Below are 19,804 nucleotides of genomic sequence, written 5' to 3' on the forward strand. Positions count from 1 at the left end.
ACCACAGTAGCGCGCTGCCAGCGGCATTGCTTGAGCGTGGAGGCAGAGGTGTGCGATTATCTGCGTATGAATGCAGATAAGCGGGCTTGCACCCTCTCGCCTGACAGTGAGTACGTGGAACTGGCCGTGGAGGTGTTTGCCATGCTGGCCGATGCCACAAGGGTGAGGCTCATCCTTGCCTTGCGCCACGGTGAGCTGTCGGTGAACGAACTCGCCGAAAAGACCGGCAAGCCCGCGGCCGGAGTTTCCCAACACCTGGCCAAGATGCGCCTGGCCCGCATGGTGGGCACCCGGCAGGAGGGCACCAAGGTCTTCTATAGGCTGCAGGACGGCCATGCATGGGAACTTGTGGCCGATGCCATCCACCAGGCTGAGCACGCCTTGGGGACTGCACCACACCACCGGATCCAGCCACACCCGCCCCGGGAAGCGGCCGGCCAGTGAACATAGACCATACGGCACCAATCCACCGTGACAATCAGCGGTCCGTTGACGTACACCCACATCACCACCATGACCACGGGAACCATCACAGCGGCGGTTTCATGGGCTGGTTGAAGCACGTCCTGACTCCCCACTCGCACGATCCGGCCGATTCGATGGATGCTGCACTCACTTCAAGCGCGCAGGGCATCCGTGCGGTCAAGATTTCACTGTTCGGACTGGGCGTGACTGCCCTGTTCCAACTCGGCATTGTCCTCGTCAGCGGGTCGGTCGCCCTGTTGGCGGATACGGTCCATAACTTCTCGGACGCCCTCACGGCTGTTCCCCTCTGGATTGCTTTCCTGCTTGGCCGGAGGAAGGCCACCTCCACGTACACCTACGGTTTTGGAAGGCCGAGGACCTGGCCGGGCTTTTCATCGTCGCCATGATCGCCCTTTCCGCAGTAGTGGCCTCCGTCGAGTCCGTCCGTCGGTTCTTTGAACCCCAACCCGTGCAGAACCTCGGCTGGGTCCTGGCTGCGGGGCTGGTGGGCTTCCTGGGCAACGAGCTCGTGGCCATGTACCGGATCAGGGTGGGGCGCAGGATCGGCTCCGCGGCACTGGTGGCAGACGGCGTCCATGCCCGTACGGACGGTTTCACGTCCCTCGCCGTCGTAGCCGGAGTGGTGGGGATCTGGCTCGGCTTCCCCCTGGCGGATCCGATCGTAGGGGTTCTCATTTCCGCGGCGATCGGCGTCCTCTTGTGGGGGACTGTGCGCGATGTCGGCCGGAGGCTGATGGACGGCGTGGATCCCCGCCTGACGGAACGACTGGCCTGTGCCTTGAAGGAAGCAGGATATCCCGGAGCTTCGTCCAGGCTCCGGTGGTCCGGCCATGCCCTCCACGCCGAAGTCACCCTGCCCGTGGACAACACCGTGACCCTTGAAGGTCTGGCACGAAAGACGCACAACGTGGAGGAGACAGTCCGGCGCACGCTGGACAACGTGGGTCCCGTCACGGTCGTACCTCGCTTCCACACCGCCTGAGGCCCAGCCGACGGCGGTGTGGCTACGATGAATGGATGATCCGAGTCCTGTCACCAAGTACCAGGCCGGACTGGCAACTGATCACGGCAGGGACCGTTTTGCTGTGCGCCTTCCTTGTTCCGGCTGTCATCCTCATGGCCGGGCAGGGGGAACCGGCATTCAACCGCGCGGATACCCAGTGGCAGGCTTACATCTTCACCCTGCAGTCGCCGGCAGGAGATGCCGTGAACGCTTTCCTCAACTGGGCCGGCTATGCGGGCATGCTGTTCTTCCACGTCGTCCTGGTGACCGTCCTCTTCATCTGGCGTCGACCCAAAGCTGCCATCTTTTCCAGCACCTCAGGACTGACTGCCCTGGCGCTGACCCAGCTTGCCAAGGCAGTGGTCGGGCGCGACAGGCCGGAAGGAGCCAGGGTTCTCACCGACACTGGTTCATACCCTTCCGGGCATGTATCGGCAACCACAGCCTTCCTCGTCATCCTGAGCCTGTTGATGGGGCGCGCATGGATGAAGGTGCTGGCGGCCATCGGGATCGTGGCGATGATGGTGAGCCGCACCTACCTCTTGGCTCATTGGCTCAGCGATGTCCTGGGCGGCGCCTGCCTTGCCGCCGGCACCGTGCTGCTCTTTTGGGTGGCTTTCCGCAAAGCATGCATCAAAGAGAACGCCGAAGCGGACGGCATGACTATTTGGCAGGCAAAGGCTTTGCAACGCCGGCAAGCAGGAGAGCAACCAGAATAGGCGCCCCGATCGCCAGCAGTGCCAGATGGATCCCGGTGTGGTCGCCGAGGTATCCCAGCAGGGGCGGTCCAGCCAGGAAGGCCACGTAACCGATGGTGGACACCACCGAAACCCGGGCGGCCGCGTGCTTGGGATCGTCAGCCGCGGCGGACATGCCCATGGGGAACGCCAACGCTGCACCGATACCCCACAGGGCCGCGCCGAATCCGGCAAGGACCACGTTGCCCGCAAAGACGAAGAGAGCGAGGCCCGCTGCCGCAGCCGCCATGCTGGCCCGAAGCACCGCCACACGACCGAACCTGTCGATGGCCTTCCCGCCCAGGAAGCGCATGGCCGTCATAGCGGCCACGAAGAGCGCAAACAGAAGCGCACCGGTGGCTTCCGAGGCTCCCAATCCATCGACTGCGGCCTTCGCGATCCAATCGTTGCCGGCGCCTTCGGTAAGGGTGGCACCCAGCACCACCACACCGATCAGCAGCGTCCGTCCATCCCGCCAAGCCGACGGCCCCTTGGAAGCCGGCCGCTCGCCGTCGTGCGTTTCCGAGGCCGCAGCCACGTGCGGGAGGAAGTAGCGTGGCGCCGTCAGGGCCAGCGTCACGGCGATCGCCGCGATCACCATGAGGTGTACCGGAAGCCCCACTCCCAGCTGGGAAAGTCCCGCCCCAATCAGCGCGCCCACAAAGGCGCCACCGCTGAACGCAGCGTGGAACTGGGGCATGATGGTGCGCTTGAGGCGGTGTTCGACGTCTGCGCCTTCGATGTTCTGGGCGACATCCCACAGGCCGATGCCGATACCGAAGAAGAACAGCGCAATCGCGGTGGCAGGGACCGACGCCGCAATCAGCGAAACAGCAATGGCCACCCCGGCAGCGCCCGCCACGATTCCCGCCGCACGCACCGTATTGGCGGTCCCGATCCGGCCCACCACCCAGCCAGCGGACGGCAGCGCCAACAGGGACCCGACGGCGGCGCACAGCAGCAACGTGCCCATCTGGCCGGACGTGAGGCTCAATGCCTCAGTCACCGCAGGGATGCGCGCGGCCCAGCTGGCGAATACCAGGCCGTTCATGCCAAAGATCAGGAACGTAGCCACGGCGGCTGCCTTGACGTTCGGGGCGGCCTTGGTGCTGGTGGTCATGCGATCACAACTTCCACGGAGAGTTTGTTGAGCCGGGCAGAAATTTCAGGGGAGGGTTCCAGGTCGGTCACGATCACATCCACGGCGTCCAGGGCGGACACCAATGCCACCGCGCTGGCAAGCCATTTCGCGCCGGAGGCGGCAACGATCACCTTCGACGCCGATTCCATGCCTGCGCGTTTGGCCGCGGCGTCATTGAGGTCATGGGCCAGGAGCCCGTCCTTGACGTTGATGGCGCACGGTGTGACGACGGCGGTGTCAAAACGGAGGGAGCGGATATTGGATTCAGTCATCGGGCCACGGAAGGACTGTTCGCCAGGAATCAGTTCGCCGCCGGGGAGGATGAGGTCAGAGCGCCCACCTGTTTTGCTGTCCATCAGCGCATCGACGCCGTGCAGGGACATCGGCATGACGGTCAGCGTACGCCTGCCCAGGCAACGGGCGATCTCCGTAGCCGTGGATCCACTGTCCAGCCAGACGTGCGCGCGGTCCCTGATGAGGGAATCCACCGCTTTGGCAATCCGGAGCTTCGCGTCATGGTCTTCCAGTTCCCGTTGTCCATAGCCGGGGTTGTCGCCACGGTCCAGCAGGCTGCGGGCGCCCCCATGGACGCGGCGGAGGACACCATTGGCTGACAAAATTTCGAGATCCCGGCGGATAGTGGCACCGGAGGCACCACACGCCGCAACGAGCTCCTCCACGGAGACTTCCTCGCGCTGGCGCAGAAGTTCGCCAATGAGGCGATGACGGTCAGCAGTTCCCATGCTTCAACCGTAGCATGGATTTGAGCAATTGATCACCAACTGTGATCATTTGCTCATCCCTGCTTCGGATGCGCCCAAACACGACGGGATGTGGGAGAGGATCAGCGGGTGCGCTCCACGCGCTTCTCGTCCCAGACCGGTTCCTCCGACTCGTACACCTTGCCGTCCGAGCCGAACACCAGGAAGCGGTCGAAGGACTTGGCGAACCAGCGGTCGTGCGTCACCGCCAGGACGGTGCCCTCGAACGCATCAATGGCCCGCTCCAAGGCCTCGCCGGAGTGCAGGTCGAGGTTGTCAGTGGGCTCGTCCAGCAGCAGGAGGGTGGCACCGGAAAGCTGCAGGAGCAGGATCTGGAACCTCGCCTGCTGGCCACCGGACAGGGACTCATACTTCTGCTCAGACTGACCGGCCAGGCCGTAGGAATCCAAGGCTCCGGCCGCAGCCTCCCGGGGCAGGCCGGAGCGGTGCTCGTCACCCCGATGCAGGATCTCCAGCAGCGTGCGGCCAAGGAGGTCGGGGCGGACGTGGGTCTGGGCAAAGAAACCGGGCCGGATGCGGGCACCCAGTTTCACGGTGCCTTGGTGGGGGACCTCAGCGATCACCACGTCCGAGACGGGCAGGTGTTCCCGCTCAGGATCCGTGCCGCCGGTGGCGAGCAAGCGCAGGAAGTGGCTCTTGCCCGAGCCGTTGGACCCCAGGACACCCACGCGGTCGCCAAACCAGATTTCCGTGGAGAACGGCTTCATGAGCCCCGTCAGTTCGAGCTTCTCCGCAACCACGGCACGCTTGGCGGTACGCCCGCCCTTGAGCCGCATCCGCACGTTCTGCTCGATGGGCAAGGCCTCCGGCGGGCCAGCCTCCAGGAACTTGGCCAAACGGGTCTGCGCGGCCTGGTACCTGTTGGCCATGTCGGAACGGAACGCAGCCTTGTTCTTGTACATGTTGACGAGTTCCTTGAGCTTGACATGCTCCTCGTCCCACCGCTTGCGGAGTTCCTCAAAACGGGCATTCCGGTCGGCACGGGCGTCGACGTAGGAACCAAACCCGCCACCATGGATCCATGCGCCGGCACCATTGATCCCCGGTTCCAAAGTCACGATGCGGCTTGCGGCGTTGTTCAACAATTCGCGGTCGTGGCTGATGAACAGCACCGTTTTCCTGGATTCATTGAGCTTGGACTCGAGCCAGCGCTTACCAGGGACATCCAGGTAGTTGTCCGGTTCGTCCAGCAGCAACAACTCATCCGGTCCGGCAAACAATGCCTCCAGGACCAGACGCTTCTGCTCGCCACCGGACAGCGTGGAGGCCCGGCGGAACTGGGCCTTGTCGAACGAGATCCCAAGGGCAGCCATGCAAACCTCGTCCCAGACTGTCTCCACGTCATAACCGCCGGCGTCGCCCCAGTCCACGATCGCCTGGGCATATTTCATCTGGGTGGGCTCATCATCCCGCTCCATCATGGCGAGCTCGGCTTCCTCCACGGCTTTCGCAGCCGCTGCCAGGCCGGGCTGCGCCGTTGAAACCAGAAGGTCCCTGACTGTGGATTCGTCCCGCACCTGGCCCACGAACTGCCGCATGATTCCCATGTTCCCGGAACGGCCCACGGCGCCTTCGTCCGGGGTGAGGTCCCCCGAAATGATCTTGAACAGCGTGGTTTTGCCGGTGCCGTTCGGTCCGATCAGGGCTGTCTTGGTGCCGTCCGGCACCTTGAACGTCACGCCGTTCAGCAGTTGGGTGCCGTCTGAGAGGAAGTAGTCGATGCCGGAAACGTCAATATGGGCCACTGCCCCATCTTCCCATGCAGGCTCTCAGCCCACCGAACGCCTGTCAGCCGGCTGCTGTCAGGAACTTCTTCAGCAAAGGACCGCTGGTAGTGGCACCCAGGCCGCCGTCCTCTACGAACACTGCGACTGCGAGGTCCCCATGGGTTGCCACGATCCACGCATGGGTTTTTGGCGGGTTTTCGTTGCCGAACTCCGCAGTGCCCGTCTTCGCACCGACCGGTGCCCCGGGGACCTCGGCGAGGAAGCCGGCGTGCCCTGAGGTCACCACTGCCCGCATCATGTCCGCCAATCCTGCGGCTTCTTCCTTGGTGATCGGGGTGGTTGAGGCTGGTGAGGCCGGAACCGTAGCGGCAGCGGACGACGGCGATGCGGTGCCGCCTTCCGCAGGGGCGGTACCGGCGTCGGGGTTCTGTGTTTGCGTACTTGCAGCATCGGCGTTCAGGACGAGCTGCGGTGACACGGGCGCTCCGTTGGCCACCGAAGCAGCCATGACCGCTGCCGAAAGCGGGGAGAACAGAACCTTGCCCTGACCGATCATGGAAGCGGCATGTTCTGTGCCCTCGGCTTCGGCCGGGACGGATCCCAGGAAGGCATCGGCCCCAAGTTTTGGCGCTTCCACCGCCACGCCCAATGCCAGGGCGGCGGATTCAAGCTGGTCCTGGGAGACGGTGGTACGGGCATTGATGAAAGCGGTGTTGCAGGAGTGGGCGAACGCATCCCGGAGGGCAAGGGAACCCAGCGAACTTTCGGGGTAGCCCTCGGCGTTCTTGAAGGTCCGGCCGTCCACGGTCAATGTGGACGGGCACTCTACCTTGGAGTCCGGTGTGGCGCCGTTGCGGAACATGGCCAGTGAATCCACGATCTTGAAGGTGGAACCGGGAGCGTACTGGCCGAGCATGGCCGTGTTGTAGCCGTTGCTTCCCGGCCCGGAGGCGGCAGCGAGCACAGCCCCGGTGGACGGCTTGATGGCGACGATGGCGGATGCAGGCTCCACCCCTGCCAGTGTTTGCTCGGCAAGTTGCTGGAGCTCGATGTCCAGTGTGGTCTTGAGCGTTGTGCCGGCTTCAGCGGCTGTGGAGAACAGCACCTTGGTTTGGGACTCTGCGCCTTCGGACGCGGGCTTGGCGGTGGCAACAACCTCAACGCCATCCTTGCCCCGGAGCAGGGAGTCGTACTTCTGCTGCAGGCCTCCCGTTCCTGTGGCGTCACCGGCCCGCAGCGCACCGTTGGACTTCTCAATCTGCTCCGCACTGGCTTGGCCAACGCTGCCCAGAAGAGCCCGGGCAAAGGTCCGGGTGGGAGCCAGTGCCATGGAATCAAGGATGCTGACGCCGCCGGGAATGGCCTTGATCCTGGCCTCCGTGATCTCGGCTGTGTAAGCACGGAGGACGATGCCTTCTACGAACGCCTGGGGACCGGAGGCAGCTACCTGCTTGGCGTACTCCTCAACGTCCAACCCCAGCAGCGCAGCCATGGCCCGTGCCGAGGCATCCGCTTGCTCGGCGGGCACCTTCGTCTTATCTATTCCCACGCGGAAGACCGGGCGGTCCTCCACAATAGGAGCATCCCCTGCACCGAGGATCTGTCCCCGCTGGGCCGGGACGGTTTTGACGGAGAGGGTTTCGCCATCACCCAGGTCAGGAACCAGCAGGCGGGGGCTCCATTGGACCGCCCACTTGTCACCGGATTTCCTGAGCGTGGCGTCCAGGCTGTAGTCCCACGTGGTGGAACCGATATTCCAGCTGTAGTTGAGGGGGAACGTGGCGGTGTCGCCGTCGAGTTTTACGTCACCGGACTGGACAGACGGCTTGGCATCCAAGCCTCCCAATACTGCTTTAAGTTCCTCGTTGGCTGCGGCAGCGTCCGTGCCTTCCACGGCGAGCTGCCCGACGTCGAGCGCTTCCAGGGCGGACGCGAGCTGCCGGGCAGCGCTCTCCGCTCCTGAGCGGCCGTCGTCGCACGCAGCCAGCGATCCAGCCATCACCAGCGCCACGAGTCCAAGGACCAGATTCCTAAGTTTCCCCATTTGCGACATTATGCCGGGTTCCCCTGACAGTTTCCTGCTGCGCCCACACCCCGGACGGGACGCCGCCGGCCCGCAGCCGTGGTCAACGATGCTGCGGGCCGGAGGGCCAGGGAATCAGCTAGGGCGCGCAGGTGAACCTGGCATCACCCCATACGCCGTGTGCCCCGTTGATGGAACCGGAGGGATCAACCACCAGCTCCACGTACGCTGCGCCGGACAGGTCCACCTTCACGGACTCGGGCGCAAAACCGGGAGTATAGGTCCGCGACTGGTACTTGTTCACGCCGTCGGTATTGACCTTGAAGATGATGTTGCCGCCAAAACCGCTCTCCAAGCCCACCTGGGACGTGAACGATGTGCACTTTCCACCCAGGTAATACGTGATTTTCGAGGCCGCGTGCACACCCAGGCCCTTGGTGAAGACGGGCTGTTGGCCTGTGGCGGGATCGGTGTAGTTGATGGCGAGCGGCTTGTCCGGGGATGATGCGCTGTCCTTGTTCGCCACGTTCTTGCCGATCACGCCATAGCCGTTGATGGCTTGCACCCAAGGCGTTTCCGAGGCGTACACGGAACCTCGCGGAACATCCGGCAGCGGCTGGGAAACCACCTTCCAGTCGAAGAATTTCACGCGTGTGTCCGTGGGCAGCGTGACCGAGGCCAGTTCCTTGGTGGGGTTGAGCCGGACCGTGTTCGAGAAGGCCTGGTACTTGTACTGCGTGTACTCCGGAGATGGTCCGTTGGCGTTGTTGCGGCCCTGCTCAGAGACCGCCACCACGGCACCGTTCAGGACTGAAGGTTGCAGCCAGTTGGGGAAGAAGACGGACTGCTTTTCCATGCTCCCATCGGCATATGTCAAGGTCAGCACGGGACTGGTGCCGTTGCCGACGGCTGCCGAGCCCAGCACAGCCAAGTGCGTTCCCTTGCCCTTGACCGCGATGGTCTGGGCGGAGAGTGCTACCGAATTGGGTACATCCGGCCCAACGGACGGCCATGTGTAATCAACCTGGGTGGGCTTCCCCGCATCCACCGTCACCGTGCTGCCTGGCCGGACGCCGCCCGACGGTACCGGTGCGGCAGCCAGCTGTTCGGCCGCGAAGGTGGCGCCACCGCCGTCGAAGTTTCCGAGCGCCTTGCCCGCCACGGTGGTGACCGAGACGGTGTTGTAGGCCGCGGCCAGTGACCCATAAGCCACGTAGAGGGAGTTGCCTCCGGTCACCGTCTGTGTGGTTGAGTCGGCAGCAGCGTACGACGCCGACACCCGCACGGTCTGTTGACCCGCCTTCGCACTGGAGCCGGGTGAGACGACGAACGTTGCGGTTGCCGTCTGTCCGGGCTCCACCGTGACCGCCGTCGTCCCGGCGGAGGAGATGACGGTCCAGCCTTCGGGAAGGACCGGAGCCAGTTCCACGGTGGTCTTGGCCTTGGCGCCGGTATTCACGAATTCGGCTGTCACCGTGGTCTGCTGATCCTGGAAGACCTGCTGCCCGGTGGTAACGCGGACTTCGGCCGCAACCGCGTCCTGGCTGTTTCCACCCAGCGGGCCGGCCTGCTGCAGCTGGACTGTCGCGGACTGGTTTGATGCGATGGTTCCGGTCTTCACCCATACGATGCCGTTGGTGGATTCGTCGAAGAACCAGCCGGCGTTTGCCGCGTCAAACGCCTCCTTGGTGCTGAGCTGCGTGAGCTTCGCGCCGCCGATCTTCACCTCCTTGGGTGCAGCACCGGCGTGGACCTTGAGTTGGTAGGGGCGGGCTGCTGCCTTGCCGGTGTAGTCGCCCTTCCGTTCGCCGATGGAAATCTTCACGCTGCTGTTGCCCTTGCCCGGGGCGTCCACCTCGAAGAGCTGGCTTGAGGACTTGCCCTCTTTGTATTCCCGGGTGACCTTGTCGTCTTCGTAGAGGGTGAAACTGTCCTTGCCCTGGGCATAGACGTCCAGCGTGATCATGGAATCTTCGGGAACCAGGGAAGCATTCCTGGCCACGATGCCTTGCGGGATCACCGCGCCCGCCCGCACGAAGACAGGAAGTTTGTCCAAGGGTGCGTCATAGCCGTTGAGGATCTGGCCGCCCTGGTACAGCTTGCCGGACCAGTAGTCCACCCACTGCCAGCCTGCCGGCAGGAATATTCCGTTGCGGACATCTGTCTGGGTGAAAACCGGAGCGACCAGGAAATCCGATCCGAGCATGAACTGGTTGTTGGCCTCCGCGCCGTAGGACCATTCCTGGTCCGGGAACTCGAGCGCCATGGAGCGCATCATGGAAACACCTGTGGTGGAAGACTCCTGCGCCAGGCTATAGATAAACGGCATGAGCTGCTGGCGGAGTTGCAGGTAATGGCGGTTGATCGCGGTTGCTTCCTCGCCGTACAACCACGGACGCTTGTCAGTCGCGGCCCATCCGGACATGGAGTACAGCGCAGGAGCGAAGGCTTTCCACTGGAGATCGCGCACGTAAGACTCCGGTGAGCCGCCGAAAATTCCGTCGACATCGCCCGTGGAGAATGCCAGACCCGAGTTCCCGGCTCCGGTGAGTGCCGGGACCTGCCAGCGGACGGCGTCGAGGTTTCCTGAATGGTCACCGGTCCACTGCATGCCGCACCGCTGGGAACCTGCCCAGCCTTCAACCATCAGCGAGGTGCCGCGCGCGTTCGAGTATTGCTCTATTCCGCTGTGGGCGGCTTCGCATCCGGTGAGCGCCTGGCGGTAGCCCTGGCCCACCCACGCGACGTCCAGCTTGCGGAGGCGGACACCGGCCTCGCCTACCTCGTATTCCTGGTTGGTCAGGGAACGCTGGGTCCAGAGGCCAACTTTCAGGTCAGTCTCTTCCTCGATGTTGTCCACGGTTTCCGGGAGTTGCTGATATTCGCAGCCGTAACCGTCATTGACCAGCATCCATCCGGCCGGCATGTCGTTTTCCACGAACTTCCGCGCGGTTTTGATGGCATCCGGAGTGCGTTGCTTGGCTCCGTCGGGATCGCCGTAGCCTGAGGAGGAGTAGCCCGGGTTCGACCGGTTGTAGCAGTCCGCATCGCCGTATTCCAGCGCGTAGACCGGGGGCATCATCGGCTTGCCGGTCAGCGTGGTGTAAGCCCCGAGGGACTGTTTGTAGTCGCCCACGAAGTAGTAGGCGTCGAACCGCTTTTCCTCGTGCGTGGTGGTGGGCTGGCCGGCGAAGTTGTAGGAACCGCGCGCGAAGGTGTTGCGCAGGACGCCGTAGCCCTTGGAAGACATGTAGTAGGGGACGGCATTGGGGTAGCCGTCGTCATCCCAGTCGAAGTTCCTGGCGATGTTGATCAGGGCCCCGGTGTGGACGGAACGGCCGTTTTGCATGCCGCCGCCGATGAACTGTTCACCGTCCTGTTGGGCCAGGTGCTGCGTTGCCGTGGTCGCCCCAAATGTGATGGGCGCGGTTTCCTGCAGCACCAAAGATCCGTCCGCCCTCACAACACGGAACCGGGTAGTGGCCTTGTTGATTTGGACACTGATCCTGGCCGTCTTGAGGACAATCCAGTCGCCGTCGGTCACCTCTGGGTTAGCGCCCGGGAACTTGTCCTTGCCGACCACGATGTTCGCGGTCCGGGCCGGGTCGCCTTGGTCAGTATTGGCAGGGTCGGTGAACGTGCCGCTGGGGTCGGCCTCCAGGCGGAAGTTCCCGTCATCGAGGAACGTCACGCGGATCGCACCCTTTTCGGCTGAAAGCTCGACGACGTTTCCCGCCTGGGTGTATCCGGTCACCGCCCCGAGGGGTACTCCCGCGGAATCAACGGGGACTTCAGGAGTGACGGGTTTGATCGCTGCCGGGGCGCCTGGGGCGGCCGCGGCCGGTGTGAAGCCCAGGGTGGGGATGGTTCCGGCCAGCAGGAGCGTTGCCAAGCCGATCGACGCGGCCTTCCTGAGGAACGGAAGCGGGGCGCATCGTGGGCTGTTGGGCGCAGCGCCGGATAAGCCCTTGAGGGGTGCGGACATGGGTGACTTCTTTCGACGAGTGATAGTTTGTGATCTAACTCATAGCGAAACGTGCACTAATCGTCACTCTTTGAAGGCGAAAGGTCAACCGTTTCACCTAAATTCGCACCCAACTGAGTCGCATTAGTGCGCGTTATGACGGCTCAAAACGCGCACAAGTGCGACCCTGGCCAAGCAACTGTTCATTTCAGAGGCCACAGTGAAGACCCACCTGGTGCACATCTACGCCAAGCTCGACGTGGACAACAGGACAGCCTCGGGAAGGGGCAGCCGGGCTGCGACCACGGTCCCCTCACCCGGCGCCGACTCCACCTCCAGGCTCCCGTTCAGCGCCGCAAGCCGCTCGCGCAGGCCGGAAAGCCCGACGCCGCTACCGTCGCCACGCACCGCATGGGCCGCCGTCGAGGGTTCAAAACCGACGCCGTCGTCAAACACGTCCAAGGTCACCTCGGATTCAAGAAAGGACAAGGTCACGACGGCGGCACGCGCCTGCGCATGCTTCCACACGTTGGCGAGGGAGGCCTGCGCGGCCCGCAACAGGGTGGTTTGGAAGGCGTTCGGGAGGTCAACAGGGGCACCCACCAGCTGAAACCGGACACGCATTGTTGTTCCCCTGGCGGCAGCCTCGGTTTCCGTCTTTTCGCACAGTCCGCGCAGGGTGGCCACCAGCCCGGACTCCGCGAGGTCGGGCGATCGCAGGCCGCGCACGAAGCTGCGGGCCTCGGCCAGGTTGGCGGATGCCGTTTCCTGGACGACCTTGAGCAGGCCCTTCGCCGACTCGAGGTCGCCGGCGTCCATGGCTTTCCCGACCGACCTGCCCATCAGGACGATGCTTGAGAAGCCCTGGGCCAGGGTGTCGTGGATTTCCCGGGCCAGGCGCTCCCGCTCCGCCACCATGCCTGCCTCATGCTGCGTCCGCGCAAGTTCGGCGCGGGTCCGGAGCAGTTCTCCGGCAACCCTTCTCTGCGTTTCGGCCTCGCGGAACAAGGCTCCGTAGGCCATGCCGGTGACCACGGCGAACCCGGCCCCGAACACAGGCCCGAGGACCATCGCAAGCTGCAGTCCGCCGTCGGCCGATCCCTGTCCATGGAACCAGAGCGCCCCGATCAGCAAGAAGGTGCACGCCGCAATGACCGGCAGCGCCACCAGGCGCGGCAGCACATGCAGCTGCAGAAAAAACAGGGGGAAGGCGACCCAGGCAAAGTCGCTGCTGACCAACAGGAGCAGCAGCCACAGAAGCGTTACCGCGGCCAGCCACCAGCGCGCGTACGGAGCGGGATCAAACGCATCGGGGGAGTTGGCGTGGCGCTTCTCAAGGAAAGTCCCGGCAAGATACACCAAGGCCAACGCGCCGGACAGCACAAGGCCCGCACCCAAGGACAGCGGTGTCCTGCTGCCGCCGGCTCCCAGCAACAGCCGGACCACGGCCACCAGCAACAGGACGGCAAATCCCACATGCAAGCTCACACGGAGGACGCGGAGAATCGCACCGGTGGGCGTCTCCCGGGCGTCGGGCTTGGGTTGGTCCTGCACGCCTTCCAGCGTATCCGCGGCGCGCACCGCGCGGGACGGAATTCCCCGCCCTCCAGCCGGAATCAACCATTCGGTTGACGGCACCCTCAACCCCTTGTCCCGGCCCAATCCATCCCGCTCCCGATGTGCCCGGGAGTGCTGGCCGGAAGAGTGGAAAGGGCCGGGACAAGCCCGGGTTGAACCAAAGGAATCCGATGTTTCTAGCCATCCGCGACATCCGCTTCGCGAGAGGACGTTTCGTACTCATGGGCGGCGTGATCGCCCTCATCACCCTGTTGCTCGTCATGCTCTCCGGGTTGACGGCGGGGCTTGCCAACCAGTCCACGTCCGCCATCGCCGCTCTGCCGGTGCAGCAGATCGTGTTCGGAGCCCCTGCCGGCGGGGAGCCCAAGGCGTCCTTCACCGAGTCCGAGGTCTCCACCGGCCAGCTCACCACCTGGCGGGAGCAGCCGGGGGTGGCTTCCGTCCAGGAGCTCGGCATCAGCCAGTCACGGTTCCAGTCCCTGGCCGCGGACGGCGCGGCAACGGGAACGGCGAACGTGGCAGTCTTCGGCGGCTCGCTTGGCCCGCGGGTGCAGGAAGGAACCGCGGTGATCGGCGAGGGCGTTGCCCGCGAACTGGACCTGCGGGAAGGCAGCCGGGTCCAGGTGGGCGGCCTGCACCTCACCGTCTCCAGCGTGGTGGAAGACCAGTGGTATTCACATACCTCCGTGGTGTGGACCACGCTGGGGGATTGGCGGACCATTGCCCACGCGGCACCGGGCAAGGCCACGGTCCTGGGAGTAACCCACGACGGCGGTACCTCCTTGGATACCGACGCCGCCAATGCGGCGGCCGGCACGGTCAGCGCCGACCCTGTTGCGTCATTCCAGGCCCTGGCCAGCTACAAGAGCGAGAACGGATCCCTCATGCTCATGCAGGCATTTCTGTACGGCATATCCGCCCTGGTGATCGTCGCGTTCCTCACTGTGTGGACGGTGCAGCGCACGCGCGACATCGCGGTACTCCGGGCTCTTGGCGGCTCGTCCGGTTACGTCCTGCGCGACGCGTTGGCCCAAGCGGTGGTGGTTCTGCTGGCCGGGTCTGTGACAGGTGGAGTGCTGGGGCTGGCGGGAGGACTCGCCGCCGTGCAGGCAGCGCCCTTCCTCCTGACACCCTTCACCACCGTCCTGCCCGTGCTCGGAATCATCGTCCTGGGCCTGCTCGGGTCCGTCCTCGCAGTCCGTCGTGTCACCCGTATCGACCCTTTGCTTGCACTCGGCGGCAACTAAAGAATTCCCGGAAAGGAATACACATGAGCTCCCTCCAACTCGTAAATGTCAGCCTCGAATACCCGGACGGTGAATCGACGCTGACCGCCCTGAATGCGGTAAACCTGACAGTCGGCAGCGGCATGTTCCTCTCCCTTGTCGGTCCGTCCGGATCGGGAAAGTCCTCCCTCCTGGCGGTGGCAGCGACCCTCATCAAGCCAAGCTCAGGGTCTGTCATCATCGACGGGCAGGAGGTCACCGGCCTCAAGGAAGCCGAAAGGGCTGCCCTGCGCCGGGAGAAGGTGGGCATCATCTTCCAGCAACCCAACCTCCTGCCGTCACTGACCGCCGTCGAGCAGTTGCTGATCCACTGTCACCTGCGGGGCATCCCGCCGCGGCAAGGACGCAGGAAGGCGGAGGATCTGCTGGACGTCGTGGGTTTGGGCGGCGCTCCAGGCAAGAAGCCGCATCAGCTGTCAGGAGGGCAGCGCCAACGCGTCAACATTGCCCGGGCGCTGATGGGCAGCCCGTCCGTCCTGCTGGTGGATGAGCCGACCGCGGCACTGGATCACGAACGCAGCGAGTCGATCGTGCGGCTGCTTCGGCGCATCACTGACGACTTCTCGACAGCAACGGTGATGGTCACTCACGACACGGGCTTCTTACCCCTGACGGATTCTGTTGCGACCATGAGCGACGGACGGATCAGCCCTGCCCTGACCCCCGCCCCACAACCCAACTGAGTCGCACTTAAGCGCGTTTAGACCGCTCAAAACGCGCACAAATGCGACTCAGTTGGGTTCGGGGAGGAGTGCGTCGTCCTGGGCTTCGTCGTAGGCGTCACGGGCTTCGAGGATGCTGGGCACGTGGCTTTCGGCCCATTCACGCAGCAGGCGCAACGGCTCCAGCAAGGACTGGCCCAGCGGAGTCAGTTGGTAATCCACCCGTGGCGGAACCTGGGCGTAGACAGTGCGCGTGATCAAGCCGTCCCGTTCCAACGCTCGGAGCGTCTGCGTCAGCACCTTGGGCGTGACTACGTTGACCATCTTGCGCAACTCCGAGAACCGGACAGGCCCGGCCCCCAGCACCTGGATGACCAGGGAGGCCCACTTGTCGCCGATGCGCTGGAAGATCACGCGGGAAGGGCAGTTGGGGTCAAGGACGTTGGCGGGGAGGTTGGTTTCCATCAGGTAACTGGGTTCCTTTGAAGCTATCAGTATCAAATAGATACCTTTGAACTACAACAAGGATACCAACCTAAAGGAGCAGCTATGAAGATCGCAGTCTACGGGGCAACCGGCATGGTCGGCAGCCAGATCGTTCAGGAATCCCTGACCCGCGGCCACGAGGTCACCGCCATTTCACGCAAGGGCACCGAGGTGGCCGGAGCAACGGCAAAGGCAGCCGACCAGTCCGACGCCCAGGTCTTCTCCTCCATCGCGAAAAACCACGACGTCGTTGTGCTGGCTACGGGTCCCAGCCGCACCGGCGGTGACCATGCAGAGTGGCTGAACGCCATGGCCACGGCCTACAGCAATGCCGAAGGAACCCGGCTGATGATCGTCGGCGGCGCAGGAACCCTGGAGATCGACGGCGTCCGGCTCCTTGACTCTCCGGATTTCCCCGAGGCCTACAAGGCGGAAGCAACCACGGGTGCCAAGGCCCTGGAGATCGTCCGGCAGGCACCCGAGGCCCTGGACTGGACCGTACTGGCACCTGCACCCCTGATCCAGCCTGGTGAGCGCACCGGCGAGTACAAGGTCGCCAAAGACACTCCTGCAGGGAACTCCATCTCGTCGCAGGACTACGCTGTGGCCATGCTGGACGAGATCGAAAGCCCGGCACACCGCCGGGCACGCTTCACCGCGGCGAACTAACTGCCAACGCCCAGCCCTGGTACGCGTTTGCCGAATATGTCTTTCAAGGCATGTTCGGCGGCGTGATACCCGGGCATTCCCGTCACTCCCGGCCCTGGCGGGGTGGAAGAAGAACACAGGTAGACGCCCCGCAGCGGCGTCCGCCACGGAACCATCGACACCACGGGCCGCCGGAGCAGCCCCGGCATGTCCATGATTCCCGCGCTGAAATCTCCACCCACATAGTTCTCGTTGTATTCGGCCATCTCCGCCGCCGTCGTGGTTTTGGACCGCACCACAACGTCCCGGAAACCGGGAGCGTAGCGCTCGATGCGGTTGGTCACGGCCTCGGCCATGTCCACCGTGGATCCGGCAGGCACGTGGCAGTAGGTCCACAGGATCTGTTTTCCGGCCGGAGCCCGGGATGAGTCCACCAACGAGGGCTGTGAAACCAGGACGTAGGGTTCATCCGGGTGCATCCCAAGATCAACCTGGTTTTCCGACTCCGCCATCGACCGGCGCGATCCGCCGACGTGCACCGTACCGGCCTTCCGGAGCTCGGGCGCCAACCACGGAACCGGCTCGGACAGGATGTAGTCCACCTTGCACGCTGCATTCCCAAAACGGAATGCTTCAAGTGAGCGCCTGTACCGGTCCGGGATTTCCGCCCCTCCCAAGCGCAGCAGCGTCGGTGGGGCAACATCCAGCAGGATCGCCTTCGCTGGCCGGACCTGGTCCAGGGAGTCTATCCGCTGGCCGGTATGGATGGTCCCCCCATGGGCAACGAGATCGTCGGCCATGGCCTTGGCAATGGACTGTGATCCGCCTACGGGCACAGCCCATCCTCCCGCGTGGGCAAGGATGCTGAGCATCAGTCCGGCGCCGGTGGAGCTCAGCGAAGGTTGCGACCCGAGCGCATGGGACATGACACCGGTCAGCAGCGCGGGAGCGGCAGTCTCCTTGAACCGCCGGTTCCACACCGGCGTACCCTGGTCCAGCGTCGCGAGTCCGAACTTGAGAGCGGCGATTGGATCCTTGGGGATCCGCAGCAGCTTGTTGGACGTAAAGTCCACTACGCCATCCACGCGCGCAAGCAGCGGCTCGATAAGGCGGCGGTAGGTGGGTCCGTCGACGCCCAGTTCCATCACCGTGCGGACCAGGGATTGGTAGGCAACAGCGGCACCACCTACGTCCAGCGGCACGCCGTGCTGGACTTCGGGCACGATCAGTTCCACCCGCCGCGCGAGCTCGAAGTCGCGGAAGAAGGGCGACACCAGCGCCATGGGATGCACCGCCGAGCAGACATCATGCAGGTATCCCGGCTCCATCAGTTCACTGGTGCGCGACCCACCGCCGATCGTGTCCGCTGCCTCATACAGCTGCACGTCCAGGCCTGCCCGGGCCATCACCACCGCAGCGGCAAGACCGTTGGGACCGGATCCGACGACGGCGACATCAGCCATGGCGGCCGACCTCCTTTGCAGGGGGTGCTTCGGGTGGGACGGATACTTCCTGTTTGCGCCAGGGAAGAATGGAGGCGGTGGGGCGGAACAGGTCGATTCTCAACCAATCCCGTGTTCCGGCGAACGGACCACCGTGCGGGTCATCGTCGCCCGAAGACCGCAGGGGATCCTGCGAGGGGTCCCAGATGTCGATGACCACGCGGACCATGAGGTAGGCCGTAGCCGCCATATGAACCAGCACGGCCATGACGTAGGCGGACATGTCGATGTTGTGCTGGGCTGCCCCTCCGCTGGTTGCCTGGCCGAGATACATCCAGATGGCCGCCCAGTGCAGCCCTTCTGCTGCCTGCCAGATCAGGAAGTCCCGCCACCGGGGCCTTGCCAGTGCCAGCAAGGGGATCAGCCAGATGACGAATTGGGGCGAGTACACCTTGTTGGTCAGGATAAAGGCGGCCACGATCAGGAAGGCCAGTTGCGCAAGCCGGGGCCTGCGTGGAGCCACGAGGGCAAGGACGGCAATCAGGGCACACGCCAGGACGAACAGGTTCAGGGCGAGGGCGTTGATGGTGAGCGCGTTCAGTTGCACCCATTGGAGCCGCTCGGCAATCAGGTTGTAGGCGAACCATGGTGAGCTGTACCCCGCCGGCCTGTCCTGGGTGAACTCGAAAAAGTACCGCCATCCGGCGGGGTTCATGGCGGCGAAGGGCAGGTTGACCGCCAACCACGCCGCCAGCGCGGAAGCGGTGGTCACCAGGAAGGTCTTGATCCGCCCGCTCCTTAGGGCCAGCACGAGGACCGCCCCCAGGATCAGCACGGGGTAGAGCTTGGTTGCCGTGCCGAGACCGATGCAGATACCAGCCAGGACCGCTTTGTCGCGGGAAAAGAAGTACATGGCCAGGGCCAGGAGCGCCACAGCCCACATATCCCAGTTAATGAATCCGGCCAGGATGATGCCCGGCGCCACAGCAACCATGGCGGCGTCCCACGGCCTGCGCCTGTTCATGCGGGCAGTCAGGAGAACGGTGATGATCCACACCGCAACAATCGAGGTGGCGTTGACATCGAAGTAGCCCAGGATGCGTTCGTTGCTGACTCCTTGGCCGGGGACCAGCAACGCCGTAGCTCCCGCGATGAGTCCCATAAGCACGGGGTATTCGAACAGGGCGTCAGGAGTGAGGAACGGAAAAGCACCATCGCCCAGGCCACGGTTGCGGAAGAGCTCCGGGAAGTCCGAGTAGCACGTGGCATAGAACTGGCTGGGTGTCTGCCAACCGTTGGTCCTGCAGTAATCCTTGGCCAGGATGGCAAGCAGGGCGGCGATGACGGTGAGGACGATCAGGACGCGTTCAACAGTGAACGGACCGGGAGAGATCCTTCCCGGCGACGTGTGCCTGCCCAGGGGACCGCCCACGAGCTCAGTGAAGTTGCGCAGCAGGGAATCATTCCGGCTGGGGACCACAAAGCCTGCACGTTTACTTTGCCGGCGCGGCCTCGTCTCCTGCATGAGTCGAGCTTACCGTCAGGTAGCTCCGGCGGTACCAACCCGGAACAGACTTCAAAAGGGGGAGCCCACGCATGGCAGCGTGGGCTCCCTGGGGTTCAGCCTGGATATGCGGCACCGGACACTCCTTCATTCACGGCACGGATGCATCAGCGGATGAGTCCCATCTGGTGCAGGACAACGAAGACGTCTTCACGGCGCTGGTCAAGCAGCTGGCCGTTGAACAGTGTGCGGTCTTTGGGAGCGTCGCTGCTCTTGTAGAAGCGCTGTTCTTCCGGGCGTTTGCGCAAAGCGATCACCTCCTTCCATAAACTACG

General features: G+C 64.1%; 15 protein-coding genes and 2 pseudogenes. 7 read left to right on the top strand and 10 right to left on the bottom strand.

Translation table 11 applies throughout. The features are described 5' to 3' along the window. Positions 1-66: 66 nt before the first annotated feature. The 3 genes and pseudogenes from ACPFL9_RS20820 (at position 67) to ACPFL9_RS20830 (ending at position 2,208) form a co-directional block, all read left to right on the top strand. Positions 67-444, top strand: coding sequence for an ArsR/SmtB family transcription factor (locus tag ACPFL9_RS20820; protein ID WP_426004964.1), 378 nt, complete (start codon positions 67-69; stop codon positions 442-444). 101 nt (positions 445-545) lie between these two features. Beyond that, positions 546-1,468 (top strand): annotated as a pseudogene (locus tag ACPFL9_RS20825) (cation diffusion facilitator family transporter). Positions 1,469-1,503: 35 nt separating this feature from the next. After that, positions 1,504-2,208, top strand: a complete 705-nt coding sequence (locus ACPFL9_RS20830) for a phosphatase PAP2 family protein (RefSeq protein WP_426004965.1) — start codon at positions 1,504-1,506, stop codon at positions 2,206-2,208. Here the strand turns inward: ACPFL9_RS20830 and ACPFL9_RS20835 are convergent. The 5 genes from ACPFL9_RS20835 to ACPFL9_RS20855 form a co-directional block, all read right to left on the bottom strand. Then, positions 2,153-3,346, bottom strand: coding sequence for an MFS transporter (locus ACPFL9_RS20835; protein ID WP_426004966.1), 1,194 nt, complete (start codon positions 3,344-3,346; stop codon positions 2,153-2,155). The two genes, ACPFL9_RS20830 and ACPFL9_RS20835, sit on opposite strands and share 56 nt — an antisense overlap. Then, complete coding sequence (locus ACPFL9_RS20840; protein ID WP_426004967.1) at positions 3,343-4,110, bottom strand: DeoR/GlpR family DNA-binding transcription regulator; 768 nt, start codon at positions 4,108-4,110, stop codon at positions 3,343-3,345. The genes ACPFL9_RS20835 and ACPFL9_RS20840 overlap by 4 nt, the downstream gene beginning before the upstream one ends. Positions 4,111-4,211: 101 nt before the next feature. Next, positions 4,212-5,894 (bottom strand): ABC-F family ATP-binding cassette domain-containing protein, encoded by a 1,683-nt coding sequence (locus ACPFL9_RS20845; RefSeq protein ID WP_426004968.1) that lies wholly within the window; start codon positions 5,892-5,894, stop codon positions 4,212-4,214. Positions 5,895-5,937: 43 nt separating this feature from the next. Then, entirely contained in the window at positions 5,938-7,920 is a 1,983-nt protein-coding gene (locus tag ACPFL9_RS20850) for a penicillin-binding transpeptidase domain-containing protein (protein WP_426004969.1), read from the bottom strand. 118 nt (positions 7,921-8,038) lie between these two features. Beyond that, positions 8,039-11,884 (bottom strand): NPCBM/NEW2 domain-containing protein, encoded by a 3,846-nt coding sequence (locus ACPFL9_RS20855; RefSeq protein WP_426004971.1) that lies wholly within the window; start codon positions 11,882-11,884, stop codon positions 8,039-8,041. Between the two features lie 166 nt (positions 11,885-12,050). On the opposite strand from ACPFL9_RS20855, the pseudogene ACPFL9_RS20860 reads away from it, so the two are divergent. Then, positions 12,051-12,143: pseudogene (locus ACPFL9_RS20860) on the top strand (LuxR C-terminal-related transcriptional regulator); the annotation flags it as partial. Here ACPFL9_RS20860 and ACPFL9_RS20865 read toward each other — a convergent pair. Beyond that, positions 12,107-13,417, bottom strand: a complete 1,311-nt coding sequence (locus ACPFL9_RS20865; protein WP_426007628.1) for a sensor histidine kinase — start codon at positions 13,415-13,417, stop codon at positions 12,107-12,109. The pseudogene ACPFL9_RS20860 and the gene ACPFL9_RS20865 sit on opposite strands and share 37 nt — an antisense overlap. Before the next feature lie 194 nt (positions 13,418-13,611). Here ACPFL9_RS20865 and ACPFL9_RS20870 point away from each other — a divergent pair, with 194 nt between their 5' ends. After that, complete coding sequence (locus ACPFL9_RS20870; RefSeq protein WP_426004973.1) at positions 13,612-14,688, top strand: ABC transporter permease; 1,077 nt, start codon at positions 13,612-13,614, stop codon at positions 14,686-14,688. Positions 14,689-14,711: 23 nt separating this feature from the next. After that, on the top strand, positions 14,712-15,410 hold the full coding sequence (locus tag ACPFL9_RS20875; protein ID WP_426004974.1) for an ABC transporter ATP-binding protein: 699 nt from the start codon (positions 14,712-14,714) through the stop codon (positions 15,408-15,410). Positions 15,411-15,458: 48 nt separating this feature from the next. Here ACPFL9_RS20875 and ACPFL9_RS20880 read toward each other — a convergent pair whose 3' ends face one another. Beyond that, positions 15,459-15,854, bottom strand: a complete 396-nt coding sequence (locus ACPFL9_RS20880; protein WP_426004976.1) for a winged helix-turn-helix transcriptional regulator — start codon at positions 15,852-15,854, stop codon at positions 15,459-15,461. 84 nt (positions 15,855-15,938) lie between these two features. Here ACPFL9_RS20880 and ACPFL9_RS20885 point away from each other — a divergent pair, with 84 nt between their 5' ends. Then, entirely contained in the window at positions 15,939-16,544 is a 606-nt protein-coding gene (locus ACPFL9_RS20885; protein ID WP_426004977.1) for an NAD(P)-dependent oxidoreductase, read from the top strand. On the opposite strand, the gene ACPFL9_RS20890 is transcribed toward ACPFL9_RS20885, so the two are convergent. The 3 genes from ACPFL9_RS20890 to ACPFL9_RS20900 all read right to left on the bottom strand — a co-directional run bounded on the left by ACPFL9_RS20890 (position 16,541) and on the right by ACPFL9_RS20900 (position 19,786). Continuing rightward, a complete protein-coding gene (locus ACPFL9_RS20890; RefSeq protein ID WP_426004978.1) occupies positions 16,541-17,986 on the bottom strand; it encodes a phytoene desaturase family protein in 1,446 nt (481 codons plus the stop codon). The two genes, ACPFL9_RS20885 and ACPFL9_RS20890, sit on opposite strands and share 4 nt — an antisense overlap. Then, positions 17,979-19,490, bottom strand: a complete 1,512-nt coding sequence (locus ACPFL9_RS20895) for a glycosyltransferase family 87 protein (protein ID WP_426004979.1) — start codon at positions 19,488-19,490, stop codon at positions 17,979-17,981. Before ACPFL9_RS20895 ends, ACPFL9_RS20890 begins: the two co-directional genes overlap by 8 nt. Positions 19,491-19,636: 146 nt before the next feature. Continuing rightward, on the bottom strand, positions 19,637-19,786 hold the full coding sequence (locus ACPFL9_RS20900; RefSeq protein WP_426004981.1) for a hypothetical protein: 150 nt from the start codon (positions 19,784-19,786) through the stop codon (positions 19,637-19,639). Between the last annotated feature and the right edge of the window lie 18 nt (positions 19,787-19,804).

The organism is Paenarthrobacter sp. NyZ202, from assembly GCF_049860755.1.
Classification (GTDB): Bacteria; Actinomycetota; Actinomycetes; order Actinomycetales; family Micrococcaceae; genus Arthrobacter.

Excerpts from the sequence above, each read along its gene's own strand:
- ACPFL9_RS20820 (WP_426004964.1), top strand. The coding sequence starts at position 67 with ATGAATGCAGATAAGCGGGCTTGCACCCTCTCGCCTGACAGTGAGTAC.
- ACPFL9_RS20830 (WP_426004965.1), top strand. The coding sequence starts at position 1,504 with ATGATCCGAGTCCTGTCACCAAGTACCAGGCCGGACTGGCAACTGATC.
- ACPFL9_RS20835 (WP_426004966.1), bottom strand. The coding sequence starts at position 3,346 with ATGACCACCAGCACCAAGGCCGCCCCGAACGTCAAGGCAGCCGCCGTG.
- ACPFL9_RS20840 (WP_426004967.1), bottom strand. The coding sequence starts at position 4,110 with ATGGGAACTGCTGACCGTCATCGCCTCATTGGCGAACTTCTGCGCCAG.
- ACPFL9_RS20850 (WP_426004969.1), bottom strand. The coding sequence starts at position 7,920 with ATGGGGAAACTTAGGAATCTGGTCCTTGGACTCGTGGCGCTGGTGATG.
- ACPFL9_RS20855 (WP_426004971.1), bottom strand. The coding sequence starts at position 11,884 with ATGTCCGCACCCCTCAAGGGCTTATCCGGCGCTGCGCCCAACAGCCCA.
- ACPFL9_RS20870 (WP_426004973.1), top strand. The coding sequence starts at position 13,612 with ATGTTTCTAGCCATCCGCGACATCCGCTTCGCGAGAGGACGTTTCGTA.
- ACPFL9_RS20875 (WP_426004974.1), top strand. The coding sequence starts at position 14,712 with ATGAGCTCCCTCCAACTCGTAAATGTCAGCCTCGAATACCCGGACGGT.
- ACPFL9_RS20880 (WP_426004976.1), bottom strand. The coding sequence starts at position 15,854 with ATGGAAACCAACCTCCCCGCCAACGTCCTTGACCCCAACTGCCCTTCC.
- ACPFL9_RS20885 (WP_426004977.1), top strand. The coding sequence starts at position 15,939 with ATGAAGATCGCAGTCTACGGGGCAACCGGCATGGTCGGCAGCCAGATC.
- ACPFL9_RS20890 (WP_426004978.1), bottom strand. The coding sequence starts at position 17,986 with ATGGCTGATGTCGCCGTCGTCGGATCCGGTCCCAACGGTCTTGCCGCT.
- ACPFL9_RS20895 (WP_426004979.1), bottom strand. The coding sequence starts at position 19,490 with ATGCAGGAGACGAGGCCGCGCCGGCAAAGTAAACGTGCAGGCTTTGTG.